The sequence below is a fragment of the Pseudomonas sp. NY15374 genome (genome assembly GCF_048068255.1).
Taxonomy (GTDB): domain Bacteria; phylum Pseudomonadota; class Gammaproteobacteria; order Pseudomonadales; family Pseudomonadaceae; genus Aquipseudomonas; species Aquipseudomonas machongensis.
Genome location: NZ_JBLUPZ010000013.1, coordinates 38,513 through 58,035 on the forward strand (window position 1 = coordinate 38,513; position 19,523 = coordinate 58,035).

The following is a 19,523-nucleotide window of genomic DNA, read 5'->3' on the forward strand; positions in this document are numbered from 1 at the left end:
ACAACATGTAGTGGTTCGCTGCAATGGGGATACAAGATAATGCGGTATTGGGGGCTTTGCAAGGCGAGCCGCTGTGGATAACTTGTGAGTACTTTGTGTGTGAAAGGTGGGTATTCGCTGTAGGCCTTGTCGCAAGAGGTTTTTGCCGGTTTCAGGCCTGTGACAGAATTTTTCGCGTGGTTGGCAGTGCCTGGGGCGGGACGTAGTATCCGGGGGATATGTTGCCCTTTGGTGAAGGGCGGCAGCAGCCCCATCGTGGGGCAAGCCTGCACCCACCGTAGCGCACCGACAACAAAAATCATGAACAGAGGTGACCGGCGATGGACCAGCCCAACAACCGCATCCTGATCGTCGAGGATGACCAGCGCCTGGCCGAACTCACAGCCGAATACCTGCAGGCCAATGGCTTCGAGGTGGCGGTGGAGGGCGATGGCGGGCGGGCGGTGCGGCGCATCATCGACAGCCAGCCTGATCTGGTGATCCTCGACCTGATGCTCCCCGGAGAGGATGGCCTGAGCATCTGCCGGCGGGTGCGCGGGCAGTTCCCCAACCCCATCCTCATGCTCACCGCGCGCAGCGATGAACTCGACCAGATCCAGGGGCTGGACCTGGGGGCTGACGACTATATCTGCAAACCGGTGCGCCCGCGCCTGCTGCTGGCACGCATCAATGCGCTGTTGCGTCGCAGCGATGCGCCGCAGGGCAAGGGGCACGACCTTAGTTTTGGGGTGCTGCGCATCGACAACCGCCTGCGCGAGGCCTGGCTGGGCGAGCAGCCGATCGATCTGACCGGTGCCGAGTTCGACCTGCTCTGGCTGCTGGCCAGCAACGCCGGGCGGGTGCTGTCGCGCGAGCAGATCTCCACCTCGCTGCGCGGGGTGGGCTATGACGGCCAGGATCGCTCCATCGATGTGCGCATCTCCAAGATTCGCCCCAAGATCGGTGACGATCCCATCCACCCGCGCCTGATCAAGACCCTGCGCAGCAAGGGTTACCTGTTCGTCGGCGATGCCACCCCATGAATTCGATCTTCCTGCGCATCTATGGCGGCATGCTCGCGGTGCTGGTGCTGGTCGCGGTGCTGGGCGTGCTGAGCCTGCACCTGGTCAACGAGGTGCGCGCAGGCCAGCACCGCGAGGGCCTGGCGCAAGGCACCTTCAGCCTGATGGCAGACAACCTGGCGATGCAGAATGAGGTGGAGCGCAAGCGGTCGCTGGTGATCTGGGAACGCTTGCTCGGGGTGCCGCTGGACCTGGCGCCGCTGTCGATGCAGACCCTCGATGCCGGGCAGCGCAGCCGCCTGGCGCGTGGCCTGGTGGTGGTGGAGAAGACCGGCCCGCATGCGGCCAAGGTCTTGCGCCAGGTGGCGCACGAGGACGTTGTGCTGGTCGCGCAGGTCAAGCAGGTCAGCGAGCAATTGGCCCGTGCCACGCTTTATCTGCTGGCTGACGAACTGGTGCGCTACCCGGTGACCGAGCAGCAGCAGCGGTTGGCACAGATCAGGCAGAGCAAGGGGTTCGGCTTCGACATCGCCCTGCAGCGGATCGAGCGGGTAGGGCTGGACGACGATCAGCGGCGCCGGGTAGAGGAAGGCGACACGGTGATGGCGCTGGGGCGCGATGGTGACTCGATTCGCGTATTCGCCGGTTTGTCCGGCTCGCCATGGGTGCTGGAAATCGGCCCGCTGTACCAGCTCAACCCTTATCCACCGCAATTGTTGATCCTGATCGCCTTTCTCGGCCTGTGCCTGATCGGGTTGGTGGTGTACCTGCTGGTGCGCCAGCTCGAGCGCCGTGTCTCGGGGTTGGAGATGGCGGCCTCGCGCATCGCCCAGGGCAGCCTGGAAACCCGCGTGCCGGCGGGCGATGCGGACTCGGTCGGGCGTCTGGCAGCGGCGTTCAATGGTATGGCCGAGCATTTGCAGCGTTCGCTGAGCATGCAGCGTGAGCTGGTGCGGGCGGTGTCCCACGAATTGCGCACGCCGGTGGCGCGCCTGCGCTTCGGCCTGGAGATGATCGAAAGCGCCAGCACCGAGCAGGCGCGGAGCAAACACCTGGCGGGCATGGACAGCGATATCCAGGACCTGGACAGACTGGTCGACGAGATGCTGACCTACGCGCGCCTGGAGCAGGGCGCGCCGGCCCTGAAGTTCCAGCGCGTCGACCTGGACAGCCTGCTGGATCGGGTGATCGATGAACTGGCGCCGCTACGCGCGGATGTGCGGGTGACTCGCGGGGCGTGTGAGCTGGGCGAAGACCAGTTGGCCTGGGTCGAGGCCGAACCGCGCTACCTGCATCGGGCGCTGCAGAACCTGGTGAGCAATGCCATGCGCCACGCCGAGTCCGAGGTGCGCCTGAGCTTTCAGCTCGGCCAGCAACGTTGCCGCATCGAGGTCGAGGACGACGGTCCGGGGATTCCCGAAGGCGTCTGGGACCGCATCTTCACGCCCTTCACGCGCCTGGATGACAGCCGTACCCGTGCCTCGGGAGGGCATGGCCTGGGCCTGTCGATCGTGCGGCGGATCATCTATTGGCACGGTGGACGGGCGCAGGTGGGGCGCAGCGAGGCGCTGGGTGGCGCCTGCTTCAGTCTGAACTGGCCACGACAGCAGGCGCCGGGGTGAGGCTCAGGCGCTGATCAGGCTGAGCAGGTGGCCGTCCTGCAGGCAGAACTGGCCATCCAGTTCGCGGCCGTGGTGCCACTCGCTCGACAGGTCGGTGAGCAGGCGCAGGCGTGCGTGGCCCGCGGCGTCCCACTCCAGCACTTCGGCGTGTTCGAAGTAGAAGCGCTTGAGGGTCAGGGGATAGAGGGCCTTGAACAGGCTTTCCTTGAGCGAGAAGGTCAGGGTCACACCGAGGCCAATCCTTGAACGGTCCAGGCGCTGCAACTCGTCGGCGGTGAGGATCTCGCCCACCAGGCGCTCGGCGCGCTCGTCGTCGAGCAGGCTTTCCTGGTCCAGGCCGATGCCCTGGCAGGCGCCTTCATGGGCGACCACGGCAGCGGCCCAACCCTGGCCATGGGTGATCGAACCTCGGATGCCGGCGGGCCAGATCGGTGAGCGGTCTTCGTGGCTGTCCGGAACATAGTCGCGGCCATCCAGACGTTGCAGCGCCGCGCGGGCACAGACCCGGCCGGCCAGGTACTCGGCCTGGCGCTTGGCTACCGAGCGCTGCAGGCTGGGGCTCTGTGCAATGCCCGCGCGCTGGAAGTCGTCGGCGGCCAGGCGCTTGGGATCGAAGGCGCAACTGACCAGCACCGCGCCGGGGAGGGGCTGGGGCAGGGGCCAGTGGTGCTGGAGTGGGGTGCAGCAGGTGGGGAGTCTGTCCATGGGCGGTATTGTGCCAGTTCCGGCCCTTTCGCGGGCAAGCCCGCTCCTGCAGGTGCGCAAAGAATTCGTAGGGGCTTGGACCCCTACTTGAACGCCTGCTTGAAGAACGCCTGCATGTCCTTCCAGGAGCTTTCATCTGCGGCCTTGTCATAGCCGATGTCCGGCCCGCCATGCGCGCCATGGCTCAAGCGGTCCGCATCCGGGTTGGTAAAGCCATGCTTGGCCCCGGGAATGCCAACGAACTGCATGTCTGCCCCGGCATCCTTCATTTCTTTCTTGAAGGCTTCGACCTGCTCGGCCGTGACCATGCTGTCGGCCTCGCCATGCTCGACCAGGATCTTCGCCCTGACCACGCCCGGTTTGGCCGGTGTCTGGGTGACCAGCGCGCCGTGGAAACTCACTACGCCATCGAGCTTCTCGCCCCGGCGTGCAGCGTCGAGCACTACCTTGCCGCCGAAGCAGTAGCCGACGGCGCCCAGCTGGTGCTTGTTGGTGTTGGGTTGCAGCTTGAGCAGCTCCAGCCCGGCGTCGAAGCGTCGCGCCGCTGCTGCTGGATCCTTGAGCGCTGCCGCCATGAACGCCTGGGCGTCCTGCGGGTGCTCGGTGTGCTTGCCGTCGCCATACATGTCGATGGCCAGCGCGTTGTAGCCCAGCGCCGCGAGGTCGCGGGCGCGGCGTTTGGCGTAGTCGTTCAGCCCCCACCATTCATGCACCACGACCACACCGGGGCGCTTGCCCTCGATGGCGTCGTCGTAGGCGTAGTAGCCGATCAGCGCAGTGCCGTCGGCGTCCTGGTAGCGGATCTCGCGGGTCTGTACCGCCGCCTGGGCGAAGGCGGCGCTGCACATCAGGGCCAGGGCAAGCAGTGAACGCATGAGGGGTTCTCCAGGAAGATGCAGCCGTATCGGGTTCGTTCAGCCAAGGTTCAGCCGGGGTTCAGGAGCGGTTCAGGGCGCCCTGCTTACTCTAGCCCCCAGACCGAAACAGCGCACCTACTGGAGTAACAAAGCATGAAAGCACTCAACACCCTGATGGTTGCCATGGCTGTTTGCGCAGCTGGCGTTACCGCCACCGCCCAGGCCGACGACACCTTCGCCAGCCTGACCTACGGCCAGACCAGCGACAAGGTCCGCAAGTCCGGCCTGCTGCAACGCAACACCGACAACTTCAACGCCGACGGCATCATCGGCAAGGACAGCACCTGGGGCCTGCGTGTCGGCCAGATCAATGATCAAGGCCGCTACTACCTGACCTACGACAACGTTTCCGGCGATCACAGCGGCGTCAAGCTGCGTCAGGAAAACCTGCTTGGCAGCTACGATGTGTTCCTGCCGATCACCGACACCACCAAGCTGTTCGGCGGTGGCAGCGTGGGCGTCACCAAGCTGACCCAGACTTCCTCCGGTTATAGCCGCGACACCGACTATGGCTACGCAGTCGGCCTGCAGGCCGGTGTTCTGCAACAGGTCACCGACAATACCTCGGTGGAACTGGGCTACCGTTACCTGACCAGCAATGCCGCCACCGAACTGTCTTCGCACGGTGGCCCGAAGGATGGCACCCTGCGCCTGAAGAGCAGCGCCCAGACCTACCTCGCCGCCAGCTACAAGTTCTAAGGTCGAGGCTCATCGAACCGGCAGGGGTTTCCCGTGCCGGTTCGCTGTTATGCTGTGCCGGCCCTGATCGCTCGGCGATTCGGGAGATTTAGACAAAGGAGATGCGGCATGAAATTGCTGGTGGTCGAGGACGAGGCGCTACTGCGCCATCACCTGTATACGCGTCTTGGCGAGACCGGGCATGTGGTGCAGGCGGTGGGCGATGCCGAGGAGGCGCTTTACCAGGCCGAGCAGTACAACCATGACCTCGCCGTGATCGACCTGGGCTTGCCAGGCATGAGCGGGCTGGACCTGATCCGCCAGTTGCGCAGCCAGGACAAGACCTTTCCCATCCTGATTCTCACCGCCCGCGGCAACTGGCAGGACAAGGTCGAGGGCCTGGCCGCCGGTGCCGACGACTATGTGGTCAAGCCTTTCCAGTTCGAAGAGCTGGAGGCGCGCCTGAACGCGTTGCTGCGTCGTTCCAGCGGCTTTACCCAGTCCACTATCGCTGCAGGCCCGCTGGTGCTTGACCTCAATCGCAAGCAGGCAACGCTGGACGAGCAGCCGCTGGCGCTCACCGCCTATGAATACCGGATTCTCGAATACCTCATGCGCCATCACCAGCAGGTGGTGGCCAAGGACCGTCTGATGGAGCAGCTCTACCCGGACGACGAGGAGCGCGATCCCAACGTCATCGAAGTATTGGTCGGCCGCCTGCGCCGCAAGCTCGAGGGCGACAACGGCTTCAAACCCATCGACACCGTGCGCGGCCTGGGCTACCTGTTCACCGAGCGCTGCCGATGATCCGCTCGCTGCGCCTGCGCCTGATGCTGGCCGCAGCGCTGCTGGCCCTGCTGTTCATGCTGGCGCTGCTGCCGGCGCTGCAGAAGGCCTTCAGCCTGGCCCTGCAGGAGTCGATCGAGCAGCGCCTGGCCTCGGATGTCACCACCATGATCTCGGCGGCGCGCATCGAGCATGGGCATCTGCAGATGCCCGAGCTGCTGCCCGACGAGCGCTACAACCTGCCCAACATGGGCCTGCTTGGTTACATCTTCGACCGCGAGGGCCGGCTGGTCTGGCGTTCACGCGCCACCGCCGACAAGCACATCAACTATCAACCCCGCTATGACGGTCGCGGCAACGAATTCGCGCGGATCCGCCAGGACGACGGCGACGAGTTCTTCGTCTATGACGTCGAGGTCAAGCTGCTCGGCGGCAAGAGTGCGGCGTTCAGCATCGTCGCGCTGCAACCTGTGCGCGAGTACCAGCACACCCTCGATGGCCTGCGCGAGAAGCTCTACCTGGGCTTTGGTGCGGCCTTGCTGGCGTTGATGGTGCTGCTCTGGGCCGGCCTGACCTGGGGGCTGCGATCGTTGCGTCGCCTGAGCCGAGAGCTGGACGAGGTGGAAAGTGGCGCCCGTGAAGGGCTGAGCCGTGAGCACCCACGCGAGCTGCTGCGCCTGACCGGCTCGTTGAACCGCCTGCTGCACAGCGAGCGCGAGCAACGTCAGCGTTATCGCGACTCGCTGGATGACCTGGCGCACAGCCTCAAGACTCCGCTGGCGGTACTGCAGGGGGTTGGCGAAAGCATGGGTCAGCGCAGCGACGAGCGCGAGCAGGCGCGGGTGCTGCAAAGCCAGATCGAGCGCATGAGCCAGCAGATCGACTACCAGCTGCAACGTGCCAGCCTGCGCAAGAGTGGCCTGGTGCGGCACAAGGTGCGCCTTGCGCCGGTGCTCGAAAGCCTGTGCAACACGCTGGACAAGGTCTATCGCGACAAGCGTGTCACCGTGACCTTGAGCATTCCCGAGCAGGCGTGGGTGCCGATCGAGGAGGGGGCCCTGCTCGAATTGCTCGGCAACTTGCTGGAGAACGCCTATCGCTTGTGCCTGGGGCAGGTGCGGGTAAGCCTGGAGCAGTTGCCTGGGCAGCAGGTCTTGTGTGTCGAAGATGACGGCCCCGGTGTGCCGCCCGGCCAGCGCATGCGCATTCTGCAGCGCGGCGAGCGCCTGGACAGGCAGCATCCGGGGCAGGGGATCGGGCTTGCGGTGGTCAAGGACATCATCGACAGCTTCGATGCCCGGCTTACGCTGGATGATTCGCCCCTGGGCGGGGCGGCATTCAGGATCGTGTTCAACCTGGAGTGATCTTGCGGGCGGGGGCCTCATCGCGGGCAAGCCCGCTCCTGGATAGCTGATGAATCCAACCCCTGGGGGCTTGCCCGCGAAGCCCCAAGCGTATGCCCGCATCGGGCGGATTCCCGCCATCGTCCTTGTACGAATCTCGCCACCGGGCGGAAATCCGCCAATCCATCCCTGTCGATTCGCCCTGTCCTTGGGCAGAAATTTCCCGAAAACACGGGCCTTGCACCTGATTCGGGCATTTTGGCATCACCCTTGCTAAAGATCTGGCAGAGGCCTGCTCAGGCAGCTCGAACACAACGACAAATCCCTCCAGGTGCAGGAGGGTTCGCGCTTTAGGTGCCTCGCCCTGGGAAGGGTGAAACGGCACACTTGAGGATAATTAAGCCATGACGAAACGTCAGCCGCTGTACAAGTCCCTGTATGTCCAGGTGATCGTTGCAATCACCATCGGCATTCTGCTCGGCCACTACTACCCCGAAACCGGTGTCGCCCTCAAACCCCTGGGTGACGGCTTCGTCAAACTGATCAAGATGGTCATCGCCCCGATCATCTTCTGTACTGTGGTCAGCGGCATCGCCGGCATGCAGAGCATGAAGTCGGTCGGCAAGACCGGCGGCTATGCACTCCTGTACTTCGAGATCGTCTCCACCATCGCCCTGATCATCGGTCTGGTCGTCGTCAACGTGGTTCAGCCTGGCGCTGGCATGCACGTCGACGTCAGCACCCTGAACGCCAGCAGCGTCGCAGCCTACGCCGCCGCCGGTGCACAGCAGACCACCGTCGGCTTCCTGCTCAACGTCATCCCTAACACCGTGGTCGGCGCCTTCGCCAACGGCGACATCCTCCAGGTGCTGATGTTCTCGGTACTGTTCGGCTTCGCCCTGCACCGCCTGGGCAGCTACGGCAAGCCAGTGCTCGAGCTGATCGACCGCTTCGCCCATGTCATGTTCAACATCATCAACATGATCATGAAGCTGGCGCCGGTCGGTGCCTTCGGTGCCATGGCCTTCACCATCGGCCAGTACGGCGTGGGATCGCTGGTGCAGCTGGGCTACCTGATGGCCTGCTTCTACATCACCTGCCTGGCGTTCATCCTGATCGTCCTTGGCGGTATCTGCCGCGCCCACGGCTTCAGCGTCCTCAAGCTGATCCGCTACATCCGTGAAGAACTGCTGATCGTACTGGGTACTTCCTCCTCGGAATCGGCCCTGCCACGCATGCTGACCAAGATGGAGCGCCTGGGCGCGAAGAAATCCGTCGTTGGCCTGGTGATCCCGACCGGCTACTCGTTCAACCTGGACGGCACCTCGATCTACCTGACCATGGCTGCGGTGTTCATCGCCCAGGCCACCGACACCACCATGGACATCACTCACCAGATCACCCTGCTGCTGGTGCTGCTGGTTGCGTCCAAGGGTGCTGCTGGCGTTACCGGTTCGGGCTTCATCGTCCTGGCCGCCACCCTGTCCGCCGTTGGCCATCTGCCGGTTGCCGGCCTGGCGCTGATCCTCGGTATCGACCGCTTCATGTCCGAAGCCCGCGCCCTGACCAACCTGATCGGCAACGCCGTTGCCACCGTGGTCGTGGCCAAGTGGGTGAAGGAGCTGGACACCGACAAGCTGCAATCGGAACTGGCTTCCGGTGGTGCACCGCTGGTTGAAACCCGTCCGACCGACGACCTGGGCGTTGCTGAAGGCCCGGCTACTCGCTGATAGCGGTTGTAGCGATATGAGAAAGGCGACCTTCGGGTCGCCTTTTTTTATGCTCGGTTTTTTCCGGTGATCAGACAGGCCCGCGAATGCATTGGGTCATTCGACGCGTGTCTCGCCGCTGTACACCAGGATCTCCCGGCAGCGCCGGCACAGATAGCGCCGCCCCTGGCGCACCAGCTTGTGCCGCTGGGCGCTGAACGCAAAGTCGCTGTCTGCACAGGGGCAGCGGTAGATGTAGCGGGTTGCCACGCGGCGCTGCACCTCATAGTTGTGGCAGCGGTTGGGCGGCAGTTCGTAGACCCCGCGCATGATCAGTTGCCACTCCTCGCCATGGGCCTGGATGCGGTCACCGAACAGTTGATGGGCGATCAGGTGGGCGACTTCATGGGCCACGGTCTGGCGCAGGAAGTCATCCTGGTTCTCGCGGTACAGCTGCAGGTTGAAGCGCAGCAGGTTCTCGTGCAGATGAGCGACACCGGCCTTCTGGCCGCGCAGCTTGAAGCTGACTTCCGGGCGCGGGAAGGGGCGTTTGAAGAAGGTTTCGGCTTGCTGGTAACAGGTTTCGACGCGTTGCTTGAGTAGCTCGGGCATGGCGGGATGATTCTCCTGACGCGCCATTATGCCGCAAGCCCTGCACGCTTGCCGAGCCGCCGGTCAGCACGAAGCCAGAGGCCGCCAAAACGGCGGCCTCTGGCCCGACGCCCCAGTGTTGGTGTTTCTAATTGGTGTAGACCGGCCCCACGCCAAGCCCCCAGATGATCACGGTGGCGGCCATGATCGCCACCAGCACCACCAGGCCCACCGCCAGCACGGAGCTGGAGAACAGGAAGCCTTCGTCGGTGGGGATGTTCATGAAGGTCGGCAGCCCGACATACAGCAGGTAGACCGTATAGCAGATGGCCGCTGTGCCCAGCAGCATGCCCAGCCACAGGTGAGGGTAGAGCGCCGCCAGGCCGCCGAGGAACAGTGGCGTGGCGGTGTAGGTTGCAAAGGCGATGCACTGTGCCATCGAGGGGTTGGCATCGTAGGTGCGCGCCATCCAGTGGATGAAGGCTCCCATCACCGCCACCCCGGCAAGCATCGCCAGGTAGGACATGACGCTCATCCACAGCGCGCTTTCCATGGTCAGCATCACCGGTGGTCGATCACCGATCACCCAGCCGACCTGGGTGGTGCCGATAAAGGCGGATACCGCCGGAATCGCTGCCAGGATCAGGGTGTGGGTCAAGTACATGTGGCTGATGCTTTCTTCTTCACCGCGAATCTCTCGCCATTCCTGGTCGGGATGGGTAAACAGCCCCAGAACGTGATGGATCATGCCGGTCACTCCTATCGTCGTCGCCAAACGCCCCCCAAGCGGAGCGCCTGTGGCCGAGGCCAGGCAACCGATCAAGCGGTAATATGGCCTTATGTCGCAGTATAGGAAGCAGAACCTGGCACAAACCCGGCTTTTTAGAGCAAATCGCGCTGTCGGCGGCGCTGTTGATTCTTTATCGGAATGGCCTACGCCTGTGCTCGGTTTGTGCGTAAAATAGCCGGCTTTTGTCACACCTCGCGGATCCAAGCGCTATGGGCACCCTCTCGGTCAACCAGAACAAACTGCAAAAACGCCTGCGTCGTCTCGCCGGCGAAGCCATCACCGACTACAACATGATCGAGGATGGCGACAAGGTCATGGTCTGCCTGTCCGGCGGCAAGGACAGCTACACCATGCTCGATGTTCTGCTGCACCTGCAGAAGGTGGCGCCGATTTCGTTCCAGATCGTCGCGGTGAACATGGACCAGAAGCAGCCAGGCTTCCCCGAGCATGTGCTGCCGGCCTACCTCAAGACCCTCGGCGTCGAGTACCACATCGTCGAGAAGGACACTTACTCGGTGGTCAAGGAACTGATCCCCGAAGGCAAGACCACCTGCTCGCTGTGTTCTCGCCTGCGCCGTGGCACGCTGTACACCTTCGCCGACGAGATCGGTGCGACCAAGATGGCGCTGGGCCACCACCGCGACGACATCGTCGAGACCTTCTTCCTCAACATGTTCTTCAACGGCGCGCTCAAGGGCATGCCGCCCAAGCTGCGCGCCGACGATGGCCGCAACGTGGTGATCCGTCCGCTGGCCTACTGCAGCGAGAAGGATATCCAGGCTTACTCGGACATGAAGGAATTCCCGATCATCCCGTGCAACCTGTGCGGTTCGCAGGAGAACCTGCAGCGCCAGGTGGTCAAGGACATGCTGGTGGAGTGGGAGCGCAAGCACCCGGGGCGTACCGAGAGCATCTTCCGCGCCCTGCAGAACGTCGCGCCTTCGCAACTGGCCGACCGCGACCTGTTCGACTTCACCAGCCTGAAGATCGACGAGAGCGCCACCCCGCGTTTCCTCGACGTGCTGAACATCTGACCTCATGCGCGACTATCAGTGGCTGCACGAGTACTGCATCAATCGCTTCGGCTCGGCCAAGGCGCTCGAAGCGTTCCTGCCGCAACCGCGCACGCCGGCGCAGTTGCGCGACATCACTGACGACCGCTACCTGTCGACCCTGGCCCTGCGCGTGTTCCGCGCCGGGCTCAAGCACAGCCTGGTGGACGCCAAGTGGCCGGCGTTCGAGCAGGTGTTCTTCGGTTTCGACCCGGAGAAGGTTGTACTGATGGGCGCCGAGCATCTGGAGCGCCTGATGCAGGACGAGCGCATCATCCGCCACCTGGGTAAGCTCAAGAGCGTGCCACGCAATGCGCAGATGATCCTCGACGTGACGAAGGAGAAGGGCAGTTTCGGTGCCTTTATCGCCGACTGGCCCGAGACCGATATCGTCGGTTTGTGGAAGTACCTGGCCAAGCATGGCAACCAGCTCGGTGGCCTGTCGGCGCCGCGCTTCCTGCGCATGGTCGGCAAGGATACCTTCATCCCCACCGAGGACATGGCAGCAGCCTTGATCGCACAGAAGGTGATCGACAAGCAGCCCACCAGTCAGCGCGACCTGGCGCTGGTGCAGCAGGCGTTCAACCAGTGGCATGAAGAGAGTGGCCGGCCGCTGTGCCAGTTGTCGGTGATGCTGGCGCATACCGTCAATCATTGAGTCTTCGCTGAAGCCATCGCGGGCTTGCCCCGCGATGGCTTCAACGCCAAGCTCAGCTACCTTCCCCCGCCATCCGCCGCTCGAACTGAAACTTCCAGCGCACGTACAGCAACCCGCTGACGAACAACCCCAGGCTCACCAGCACCTCGATCCAGCCAAACAGCGCCCGAGCCGGGTCGAACGCTGCCAGCACGCCCTTGATGAAATAGATGTTCACCACAAAGCAGGTCCAGGCATGCGCCCGGGCGCTGCCGTTGAGCATGCCTGGCAGTAACAGCAGTAGCGGAATCAGCTCGATGGCCAGGATCACTTCGACCCGCGCCCCATGCAGGTCGGCGAGCCACAGGTTGTTCACCACCAGCAAGGCGATCAGGCCGAAGAAGCAGGCCAGGCTCAGCGCCCGGGTCAGGCGCAGGCGCGGGGCCAGCCAGTCGAGTGCGGGCAGGACCTTGGGCTTTCTAGCCACGCTCGCCACCCAGGGCCTTGGCCGTGTTGGCCAGGCGTTGGCCGAGCGCCCTGCACAGGGCGATCTCGTGTTGGTCCAGCTCCCGCTTGCCATCGGCACCGGCATGATGGCTGGCGCCGTAGGGCGTGCCGCCGCCACGGGTTTCGAGCAGGGCCGATTCGCTATAGGGCAGGCCAGTGACCAGCATGCCGTGGTGCATCAGCGGCAGCAGCATCGACAGCAGGGTGGTTTCCTGGCCGCCGTGCAGGCTGGCAGTGGAGGTGAACACCGCCGCAGGCTTGCCGACCAGTTCACCGCCCAGCCACAGGCTGCTGGTGCCGTCGAGGAAGTACTTGAGCGGCGCGGCCATGTTGCCGAAGCGGGTCGGGCTGCCCAAGGCAAGCCCCGCGCAGTGGCGCAGGTCGTCGAGCGTGGCGTAGAGCGCGCCGCTGGCGGGGATGTCCGGCGCCACGGCTTCGCACTCGGTGGAAATCGCCGGCACCGTGCGCAGGCGCGCTTCCAGGCCCGCCATCTCGACACCGCGGGCGATGTGCCGGGCCATCTCGCTGGTGGAGCCGTGGCGGCTGTAGTAGAGGACCAGGATGAATGGATCGTTCACGGCAGGATCTCCAGGACTTTCTCGGGGGGCCGACCGATCACGGCCTTGTCGCCGGCGACGAGGATCGGGCGTTCGATCAGTTTCGGATGCTGGACCATGGCGTCGATCAGTTGCGCATCGGTGAGCGCGGGGTTGGCCAGGTCCAGGGCCTTGTATTCGTCTTCGCCGCTGCGCAACAACTGGCGCGCGCCGATGCCGAGCTTGCCGAGCAGCGCCTTGAGCGTGGCGGCGTCGGGCGGGGTTTCGAGGTAGCGCACCACGGTCGGGGCCAGGCCGCGTTCTTCCAGCAGTTCAAGGGCACCGCGGGATTTGGAGCAGCGCGGGTTATGATAGAGGGTCAAATCGGTCATGACGGGTCGCATCCAGCTGGGTGTGGCGGCTATTCTAACCGCAGCGATCGACATTTCATGCCTTAAAACTTCGAGAAGGATTGACCCATGGCAAGGCGTTTGGCAGCTGCACTGGCCATCACCGCGAGCCTTTTGCTCGGCGGCTGCGGTGCGGACTACGGCGTGGACCAGCACGGCAATACGGTGAAGGCCGAGCAGATCGACGGGCACTGGCTGGTGCTCAACTACTGGGCCGAGTGGTGCGGACCTTGCCGCACCGAGATCCCCGAACTGAACACGGCGGCCAAGCAATGGTCTGCCCAGGGCATCAAGGTGGTAGGGGTGAACTTCGACGGGCTACAGGGCGACGACCTCAAGCAGGCCGTGCAGGCCCTGGGCATCGACTTCACCGTGCTGGCCCAGGACCCGGCCGAACGTTACGAGCTGCCTCGCAGCGAAGCACTGCCGGTGACCTACATCATCGACGACAAGGGCAAGGTGCGTGAGCAGTTGCTCGGTGAGCAGACGCTCGAAGGGCTGCAGGCGAAGATCAAGGCGCTCAAAGGCGGCGCCTGACCTGTTGTCGGGGCTGCTTCGCAGCCCATTCGCGGCACGAGGCCGCTCCTACAAGAGCTCCGCAACTTCTGAATACTGCGGTGTTACTTGTGGGAGCGGCCTCGCGCCGCGAATGGGCCGCGCAGCGGCCCCGATGCACTTCAGCCTTCCTCAGGCCAGAAGCGCAGCGGCTTGCCTTCGGCCGGCCAGAAGCGGATCTGCTCGATCGCCGACACATCCCAGCGCTGCACCGTTTCCAGAGCCTGGAGGAAGCGCTGCTCCTGCTCCATCAATGCCGGTGCACACAGCTTGCGGGTCTTGCCGACCTTGCCGAAGCTCAATTTATCGCCGTCCAGGGTATAGCTGGCGAACCAATGGTTGCAGCCCGCATTGCCATAGGCGCGGCCATCATCGGCCAGGGTGAGGGTCAGGTGGCTGTAGTCGATCAGCGGGCGTTCGCCGATCCACTCCAGCACATAGCTCTGCTCCTGCTGCAGTTTGGAAGGCTGCGCGGCGCAGCCGAACAGACCGCCAAGCAGGGCGGTGCAGGTCAACAGGTGTTTCACTGGGCGCTTCCCTGGCAGTTGCGGCACAGGTGACGCTCGCCCTGGCTGCTCCAGCCCAGCTCCGCGATGCGTGCATTGGCGGCGGGCTGGCGGGCCTTCTTGCCGAGCTTTGCATCGACGGCGAATTCGAAGTCGAGCACGGCCTCGCAGCTGTCGCACTTGACCTGCCAGGTGAGGATTTCCAGTTCGTTGAACACCGGGCCGCTGGCCACGGCAACCCACTGGCCGCGCGGGTTGATCAGGTGACGGACGCTCTCGACGGTCAGGCGCATGGACAGGTCCTTGCTGCCTTTGAGCGTCACCAGCAGGACGTCGCCTTTGTGCATCGATCCGCCGTTGCCGGTTACCTGGTAGCGGCCTGGCACCAGCGCGCGGCATTCGATCAGGGTGTGTTGCGGGTTGAAAAGGGTGTAGCGGAAATCGTGCTCGACCATGGGTCCTCCAGAAATGCCGCGTATCCTACCCTGTGACCGTGTTTTGCGCATCGCCTGCTGCCCAGCGGGCGATGTTGTCCAGGGTGGTCGCGGCAATCGCTTCCAGCGCTTCGCGGGTCAGAAACGCCTGGTGCGCGGTGACGATCACGTTGGGGAAGGTCAGCAGCCGGGCCAGCACGTCGTCCTGTAGCGGCAGGTCGGAGCGGTCCTCGAAGAACAGTTGCGCCTCTTCTTCATAGACATCCAGGCCCAGGTAGCCGAGCTGGCCGCTCTTGAGCGCGTCGATCAGCGCCGGGGTATCGACCAGCGCACCGCGCCCGGTGTTGATCAGCATGGCACCGGGCTGCAGGCGCGCGAGGCTCTCGGCGTTGATCAGATGACGGGTGTGCTCGGTCAGCGGGCAATGCAGGCTGATGATCCGTGCCTGGCCAAGCAGTTCGGGCAGTTCCAGATAGCGGGCACCGAGGGCCAGCAGCTCGGGGTTGGGGTAGGGGTCGTAGGCCAGCAACTGGCAGCCGAAGCCGGCCATGATGCGGGCGAACGCAGCACCGATCTGCCCGGTGCCGACCACGCCCACGGTCTTGCCGTGCAGGTCGAAGCCGGTCAGGCCATGCAAGGTGAAATCGCCTTCGCGGGTGCGGTTGTAGGCGCGGTGCAGGCGGCGGTTGAGGGCCAGGATCAGTGCCACCGCGTGCTCGGCCACGGCGTGCGGCGAATAAGCTGGGACGCGCACCACCGTCAGCCCAAGGTGTGCTGCAGCCGCCAGGTCGACATGGTTGTAGCCCGCCGAACGCAGGGCGATCAGCCGTGTACCACCGCTGGCCAGGCGTTGCAGGACTTCGGCGCCCAGATCATCGTTGATGAAGGCGCAGACCACCTCGAAGCCCTGGGCCAGTGGGGCGGTGTCCGGGGTGAGGCGAGCGGATTGGAAATGCAGCTCCAGGGCGCGGCTGGCGGCGGCCTGGGTGAAGCTTTCCTGGTCGTAGTGCTGGCTGCTGAACAACAGGACGCGCATGGTGGAGATTCCTTCGGTGTGTCGTCGACGATCAGGCACGCAGGTGCGCCTGCTCCGCCAGCCGGTGGATGGCGCGCTCCAGGTCATCCAGCGCCTGCAATGCCTGCGGGCTGTCCTGCTTGAGCAGCGTCTCGCTGCGCTGACAGGCGGCCCGCAACTGTGGGACGCCGCAATAGCGCGAAGCGCCGTTGAGGCGGTGAACGCGCTCGATCATCGCCGAACGATCGCCTTGTTCGCGGGCGCTGCGGATGGCCTGGCGATCACCTTCCAACGAGGCCAGCAGCATCGCCAGCATGTCGGCGGCCAGGTCCGCTTTGCCGGCCGCCAGGCGCAAACCCTCTTCGTGGTCGAGCACCTTGAGCTCGTTGCTATCGGGCAAGCGTTCAGTGGCGCGGTCCAGTGAGGGCGTACCGAGGCTCAGGCCGGTCCATTTCATCACCACTTGGGCCAGCTGGCGCTCGCTGATCGGCTTGGTCAGGTAGTCATCCATGCCACTGTGCAGCAGGGCGCGCTTTTCGTTGGCCATGGCGTGGGCTGTCAGGGCGACGATAGGCAGGGGCGGGCCACTCTGGCTGGCTTCCCAGCGACGGATCTGCTCGGTGCAGGCGCAGCCGTCCATGCCGGGCATCTGCACATCCATCAGCACCAGGTCGAAGGGTTCGTCCTGCACGGCCTGGACTGCCGCGAAGCCGCTGTCTACTGCCACGACTGCGGCGCCCATGCCTTCGAGCAGGGTCTGCACCAGCAGCAGGTTGGCCGGGTTGTCGTCGACACAGAGGATCCTTGGCACCCGCGAGCCGGCAGTGTGCCGCGGTTCGCTGCTGGGGCGGGTCGGTTGCACCAGTTCCAGCAGCAGGCGGCGCAACTTGCGGGTGCAGGTGGGCTTGGACAGCAATTGGCCATGGGCATTGGGCAGGAACGGGTGATACAGCGCCTGCTCGGTGGTCGGGCACAGCACCACGCACTGGCAGCCCAGGCGTTCGAGTTGTTGGTGGTACTGGCCGAGCTGGTCGGGCGAGAGGTTGCCCAGGTTGGCGCCAAGCACGGCGAATTCGAAGGGTTGGCCGGCCTGGCTGGCGGCCTGTACGCCTTGCAGCAACTGCTCGAACGACGAGAACAGGCTGACACTCAGGCCACAGTCTTCAAGCTGGTGCTCCAGGGCCTGACGGGCCAGTTCGTGGCCGTCGACGATCGCTGCGCGACGGCCCAGCAACGCTTGCAGGGGCATTTCCTCGGCGTCGTCGTGGGCCTTGGGCAGGCTCAGGTTGATCCAGAACTGCGAGCCTTCGCCCGGCGTGCTGTCGACGCCGATCTCGCCACCCATCTGTTCGATCAGGCGCTTGGAGATCACCAGGCCAAGGCCGGTGCCGCCAGGTTGGCGCGACAGCGAGTTGTCGGCCTGGCTGAAGGCCTGGAACAGGGTGCGCACGTCCGCCGGTGACAGGCCGATGCCGGTGTCCTGCACGCTGATGCGCAGTTGCGCGGTATCTTCGTGCTCGTCTTCGACCATGGCGCGCACGACGATCGTGCCTTCGCGGGTGAACTTGATGGCGTTGCTCACCAGGTTGGTGAGGATCTGCTTGAGCCGCAGCGGATCGCCAACCAGCGACAGGGGCGTGTCGCGGTACACCAGGCTGACCAGCTCCAGCTGCTTGGCGTGGGCCGCCGGGGCGAGGATGGTCAGGGTGTCCTGGATCAGGTCGCGCAGGTTGAAGGGGATGCTGTCGAGCACCAGCTTGCCGGCTTCGATCTTGGAGAAGTCGAGAATCTCGTTGATGATCCCCAGCAGGTTGTCGGCGGACTTTTCGATGGTGCCCAGATAGTCGAGCTGGCGAGGCGTGAGCTCGCTCTTTTGCAGCAGGTGGGTGAAGCCGAGGATGCCATTGAGCGGGGTGCGGATCTCGTGGCTCATGTTGGCGAGGAATTCGGATTTGATCCGACTGGCCTCCAGGGCCTCCTTGCGCGCCATGTCCAGCTCGATGTTCTGGATCTCGATGGTCTCCAGGTTCTGGCGCACGTCCTCGGTGGCCTGGTCGATGCTGTGCTGCAGCTCTTCGTGGGCGTTGTGCAGGGTTTCGGCCATGCGGTTGATGCCGGCCGCCAGCTCGTCCAGCTCGACGCTGCCCATGGGCGGCAGGCGTTCTTCGAGATTGCCCTCCTTGAGCTGGGTGACCGCGTGCTTGATGCGCCCGATCGGGCCGTTGATCGCCCGGCTCATGCGCAATGCCAGCAGCACCGTGAGGCTCAGGCACGCAAAGATCAGCAGCAGGCTGGTGAACAGGTTGCGATAGCCGCGCAGGAGCGTGCCGTCGTGGGACAGTTCGATCTCGACCCAGCCAAGCAAGCGCTCGGATTCGTTGGGCACGGCTTCGGTGGCCAGGTCACGGTGATGGCCGAAAACCGGCATCAGGTAGCGCGTGGCGTCGTTGCCGGTACGTTGCAGCAGTTGCGTACCGGTGCCGCCACTGGGCGGCTGGTTGAGCATGCTGGGGCCGGCATGGGCCAAGCGCGAACGGTCCGGGGCCAGGAAAGCCACGGCACGTACATCGGTCTGCTCCAAAGCCTCGGCGGCGATGCGCTCGAGCTGCGCTGGCGCTTCCTGGGCCAGGGCGGGGGCTGCGAGCGGTGCCAGTTGCTCGGCGATCATCTTGCCGCGTTGCAACAGTTGGGTGCGCAGTTCGTTCTGCTGCAACCAGGTGAAATAAATGCCCAGCACCAGCGCCATCAGCCCGGCGGGCAGTAGGGCCAGCAGCAGGACGCGGCTTCTGATTCCCAAACGATCGAGCACACCTGTCTCCTGTCATGTGCGTGCGGGCCGTCGCGAGTGGACGGGATCCCGCAGAACGTTACTCCGCACGCACCGGTAATGCACTTTGTTTGTGCGGGTTTTTTATGGCGCGCGGCGCTGGCAAGGGCATTGGTCGACACTCGGTTGCCAGAACGGCGTCCCTCGCCAATAATCGCGCAACTGAGAATTCATGGCAGATGCCAATGCATACCGTATCCATTCACGACTCAAGCATCCTCGCCATCGAGGACGATCCGGTGCTCGGCGCCTACCTGCACGAGGAGCTGCAGCGCGGCGGTTTCCGCGTGACCTGGTGCCGTAATGGCCTGGAAGGCTTGGAAACTGCTGGCCGCGAGGCCTTCGATGTGGTGTTGCTGGACATCCTGCTGCCAGGGCTCAACGGTCTGGACGCCCTGGCGCAACTGCGCCGGCGCAGCGCCACGCCGGTCATCCTGATGTCGGCGCTGGGGGCCGAGGCGGACCGTATCAGCGGTTTCCAGCGCGGTGCCGACGACTACCTGCCCAAGCCCTTCAGCATGGCCGAGCTGCGCGTGCGCATCGAGGCGATCCTGCGCCGGGTCGCCCTGGAGCGCCGGCATCAAGCGCCGCGTGACGTCTTGCCGGGGCAACTGCATTTCGACGACCAGGCCTGCGACGTGACGCTCGACGGGCAGGCTGCGGGGCTCACGCCCAGCGAATACCGCCTGCTCGACACCCTCAATCGCAGCCAGGAGGAGGTGTTGAGCAAGCCCTTCCTTTACCAGCAGGTCCTGCAACGTGGCTATTCACGCCATGACCGCAGCCTGGACATGCATGTCAGCCAGATCCGTCGCAAGCTCAAGGGTATCGGTTATCACGAGCGCCAGGTGCGCACGGTATGGGGCAAGGGCTACGTGTTCTGTGCCGGCGAGGCAGACTGA

At 64.4% G+C, this 19,523-nt stretch carries 21 protein-coding genes; 10 read left to right on the forward strand and 11 right to left on the reverse strand.

Annotation, left to right across the window (positions count from 1 at the left end):
- The first annotated feature begins 320 nt into the window (after positions 1 to 320).
- Positions 321 to 1,022, forward strand: a complete 702-nt coding sequence (locus ACNFHO_RS23275; protein ID WP_416767490.1) for a response regulator — start codon at positions 321 to 323, stop codon at positions 1,020 to 1,022.
- Entirely contained in the window at positions 1,019 to 2,623 is a 1,605-nt protein-coding gene (locus ACNFHO_RS23280) for an ATP-binding protein (protein WP_414154962.1), read from the forward strand. Before ACNFHO_RS23275 ends, ACNFHO_RS23280 begins: the two co-directional genes overlap by 4 nt.
- Before the next feature lie 3 nt (positions 2,624 to 2,626).
- Here ACNFHO_RS23280 and ACNFHO_RS23285 read toward each other — a convergent pair whose 3' ends face one another.
- Together ACNFHO_RS23285 and ACNFHO_RS23290 are read right to left on the reverse strand one after the other, a co-directional pair.
- Positions 2,627 to 3,328, reverse strand: coding sequence for a 4'-phosphopantetheinyl transferase family protein (locus ACNFHO_RS23285; protein WP_416767492.1), 702 nt, complete (start codon positions 3,326 to 3,328; stop codon positions 2,627 to 2,629).
- Positions 3,329 to 3,411: 83 nt separating this feature from the next.
- Positions 3,412 to 4,203 (reverse strand): dienelactone hydrolase family protein, encoded by a 792-nt coding sequence (locus ACNFHO_RS23290; RefSeq protein WP_054892916.1) that lies wholly within the window; start codon positions 4,201 to 4,203, stop codon positions 3,412 to 3,414.
- Positions 4,204 to 4,338: 135 nt separating this feature from the next.
- On the opposite strand from ACNFHO_RS23290, the gene ACNFHO_RS23295 reads away from it, so the two are divergent.
- The 4 genes from ACNFHO_RS23295 to ACNFHO_RS23310 all read left to right on the forward strand — a co-directional run bounded on the left by ACNFHO_RS23295 (position 4,339) and on the right by ACNFHO_RS23310 (position 8,782).
- On the forward strand, positions 4,339 to 4,944 hold the full coding sequence (locus ACNFHO_RS23295; protein ID WP_054892915.1) for an outer membrane protein: 606 nt from the start codon (positions 4,339 to 4,341) through the stop codon (positions 4,942 to 4,944).
- Positions 4,945 to 5,052: 108 nt separating this feature from the next.
- Positions 5,053 to 5,730 (forward strand): response regulator, encoded by a 678-nt coding sequence (locus tag ACNFHO_RS23300; RefSeq protein WP_054892914.1) that lies wholly within the window; start codon positions 5,053 to 5,055, stop codon positions 5,728 to 5,730.
- On the forward strand, positions 5,727 to 7,073 hold the full coding sequence (locus tag ACNFHO_RS23305; protein WP_054892913.1) for an ATP-binding protein: 1,347 nt from the start codon (positions 5,727 to 5,729) through the stop codon (positions 7,071 to 7,073). Before ACNFHO_RS23300 ends, ACNFHO_RS23305 begins: the two co-directional genes overlap by 4 nt.
- A 383-nt stretch (positions 7,074 to 7,456) precedes the next feature.
- Positions 7,457 to 8,782 carry a dicarboxylate/amino acid:cation symporter gene (locus ACNFHO_RS23310; protein WP_054892912.1) on the forward strand — a complete coding sequence of 442 codons (1,326 nt, stop codon included), beginning with the start codon at positions 7,457 to 7,459 and terminating at the stop codon, positions 8,780 to 8,782.
- A gap of 96 nt (positions 8,783 to 8,878) precedes the next feature.
- Here the strand turns inward: ACNFHO_RS23310 and ACNFHO_RS23315 are convergent, their stop codons facing one another.
- Positions 8,879 to 9,373: a SprT family zinc-dependent metalloprotease gene (locus tag ACNFHO_RS23315; RefSeq protein ID WP_054892911.1), complete on the reverse strand. Its 495-nt coding sequence runs from the start codon at positions 9,371 to 9,373 to the stop codon at positions 8,879 to 8,881.
- Between the two features lie 127 nt (positions 9,374 to 9,500).
- Positions 9,501 to 10,100, reverse strand: coding sequence for a Yip1 family protein (locus ACNFHO_RS23320; protein WP_054892910.1), 600 nt, complete (start codon positions 10,098 to 10,100; stop codon positions 9,501 to 9,503).
- A 251-nt stretch (positions 10,101 to 10,351) separates the two neighbouring features.
- Here ACNFHO_RS23320 and ttcA point away from each other — a divergent pair, with 251 nt between their 5' ends.
- Positions 10,352 to 11,176 (forward strand): tRNA 2-thiocytidine(32) synthetase TtcA, encoded by an 825-nt coding sequence (gene ttcA / locus ACNFHO_RS23325; RefSeq protein WP_054892909.1) that lies wholly within the window; start codon positions 10,352 to 10,354, stop codon positions 11,174 to 11,176.
- 4 nt (positions 11,177 to 11,180) lie between these two features.
- The gene (locus ACNFHO_RS23330; protein ID WP_054892908.1) at positions 11,181 to 11,852 is read left to right on the forward strand and encodes a DNA-3-methyladenine glycosylase I; all 672 of its coding nucleotides are present in this window, start codon (positions 11,181 to 11,183) and stop codon (positions 11,850 to 11,852) included.
- A gap of 52 nt (positions 11,853 to 11,904) precedes the next feature.
- On the opposite strand, the gene ACNFHO_RS23335 is transcribed toward ACNFHO_RS23330, so the two are convergent.
- Genes ACNFHO_RS23335 through arsC form a run of 3 tightly spaced genes read right to left on the reverse strand, consistent with a single transcriptional unit; the run spans position 11,905 to position 13,266 of the window.
- The gene (locus ACNFHO_RS23335) at positions 11,905 to 12,318 is read right to left on the reverse strand and encodes a DUF2069 domain-containing protein (protein ID WP_416767495.1); all 414 of its coding nucleotides are present in this window, start codon (positions 12,316 to 12,318) and stop codon (positions 11,905 to 11,907) included.
- On the reverse strand, positions 12,311 to 12,916 hold the full coding sequence (gene wrbA / locus ACNFHO_RS23340; RefSeq protein WP_054892907.1) for an NAD(P)H:quinone oxidoreductase: 606 nt from the start codon (positions 12,914 to 12,916) through the stop codon (positions 12,311 to 12,313). The genes ACNFHO_RS23335 and wrbA overlap by 8 nt, the downstream gene beginning before the upstream one ends.
- Positions 12,913 to 13,266 (reverse strand): arsenate reductase (glutaredoxin), encoded by a 354-nt coding sequence (gene arsC, locus ACNFHO_RS23345; protein WP_054892906.1) that lies wholly within the window; start codon positions 13,264 to 13,266, stop codon positions 12,913 to 12,915. The genes wrbA and arsC overlap by 4 nt, the downstream gene beginning before the upstream one ends.
- Before the next feature lie 87 nt (positions 13,267 to 13,353).
- Between arsC and ACNFHO_RS23350 the strand changes: the two genes are divergently transcribed.
- Positions 13,354 to 13,821 (forward strand): TlpA disulfide reductase family protein, encoded by a 468-nt coding sequence (locus ACNFHO_RS23350; protein ID WP_112897668.1) that lies wholly within the window; start codon positions 13,354 to 13,356, stop codon positions 13,819 to 13,821.
- 140 nt (positions 13,822 to 13,961) lie between these two features.
- Here ACNFHO_RS23350 and ACNFHO_RS23355 read toward each other — a convergent pair whose 3' ends face one another.
- From ACNFHO_RS23355 to ACNFHO_RS23370, 4 genes are read right to left on the reverse strand one after another with little or no spacing between them, the layout of a single operon-like run.
- Complete coding sequence (locus ACNFHO_RS23355; protein ID WP_151924266.1) at positions 13,962 to 14,366, reverse strand: META domain-containing protein; 405 nt, start codon at positions 14,364 to 14,366, stop codon at positions 13,962 to 13,964.
- Positions 14,363 to 14,800 carry a hypothetical protein gene (locus ACNFHO_RS23360; protein WP_063543577.1) on the reverse strand — a complete coding sequence of 146 codons (438 nt, stop codon included), beginning with the start codon at positions 14,798 to 14,800 and terminating at the stop codon, positions 14,363 to 14,365. The genes ACNFHO_RS23355 and ACNFHO_RS23360 overlap by 4 nt, the downstream gene beginning before the upstream one ends.
- 25 nt (positions 14,801 to 14,825) lie before the next feature.
- The gene (locus tag ACNFHO_RS23365) at positions 14,826 to 15,815 is read right to left on the reverse strand and encodes a 2-hydroxyacid dehydrogenase (protein WP_054892902.1); all 990 of its coding nucleotides are present in this window, start codon (positions 15,813 to 15,815) and stop codon (positions 14,826 to 14,828) included.
- Between the two features lie 31 nt (positions 15,816 to 15,846).
- A complete protein-coding gene (locus ACNFHO_RS23370; RefSeq protein ID WP_153774383.1) occupies positions 15,847 to 18,603 on the reverse strand; it encodes a response regulator in 2,757 nt (918 codons plus the stop codon).
- A 203-nt stretch (positions 18,604 to 18,806) separates the two neighbouring features.
- Between ACNFHO_RS23370 and ACNFHO_RS23375 the strand changes: the two genes are divergently transcribed.
- Positions 18,807 to 19,523, forward strand: a complete 717-nt coding sequence (locus tag ACNFHO_RS23375; protein WP_054892900.1) for a response regulator transcription factor — start codon at positions 18,807 to 18,809, stop codon at positions 19,521 to 19,523.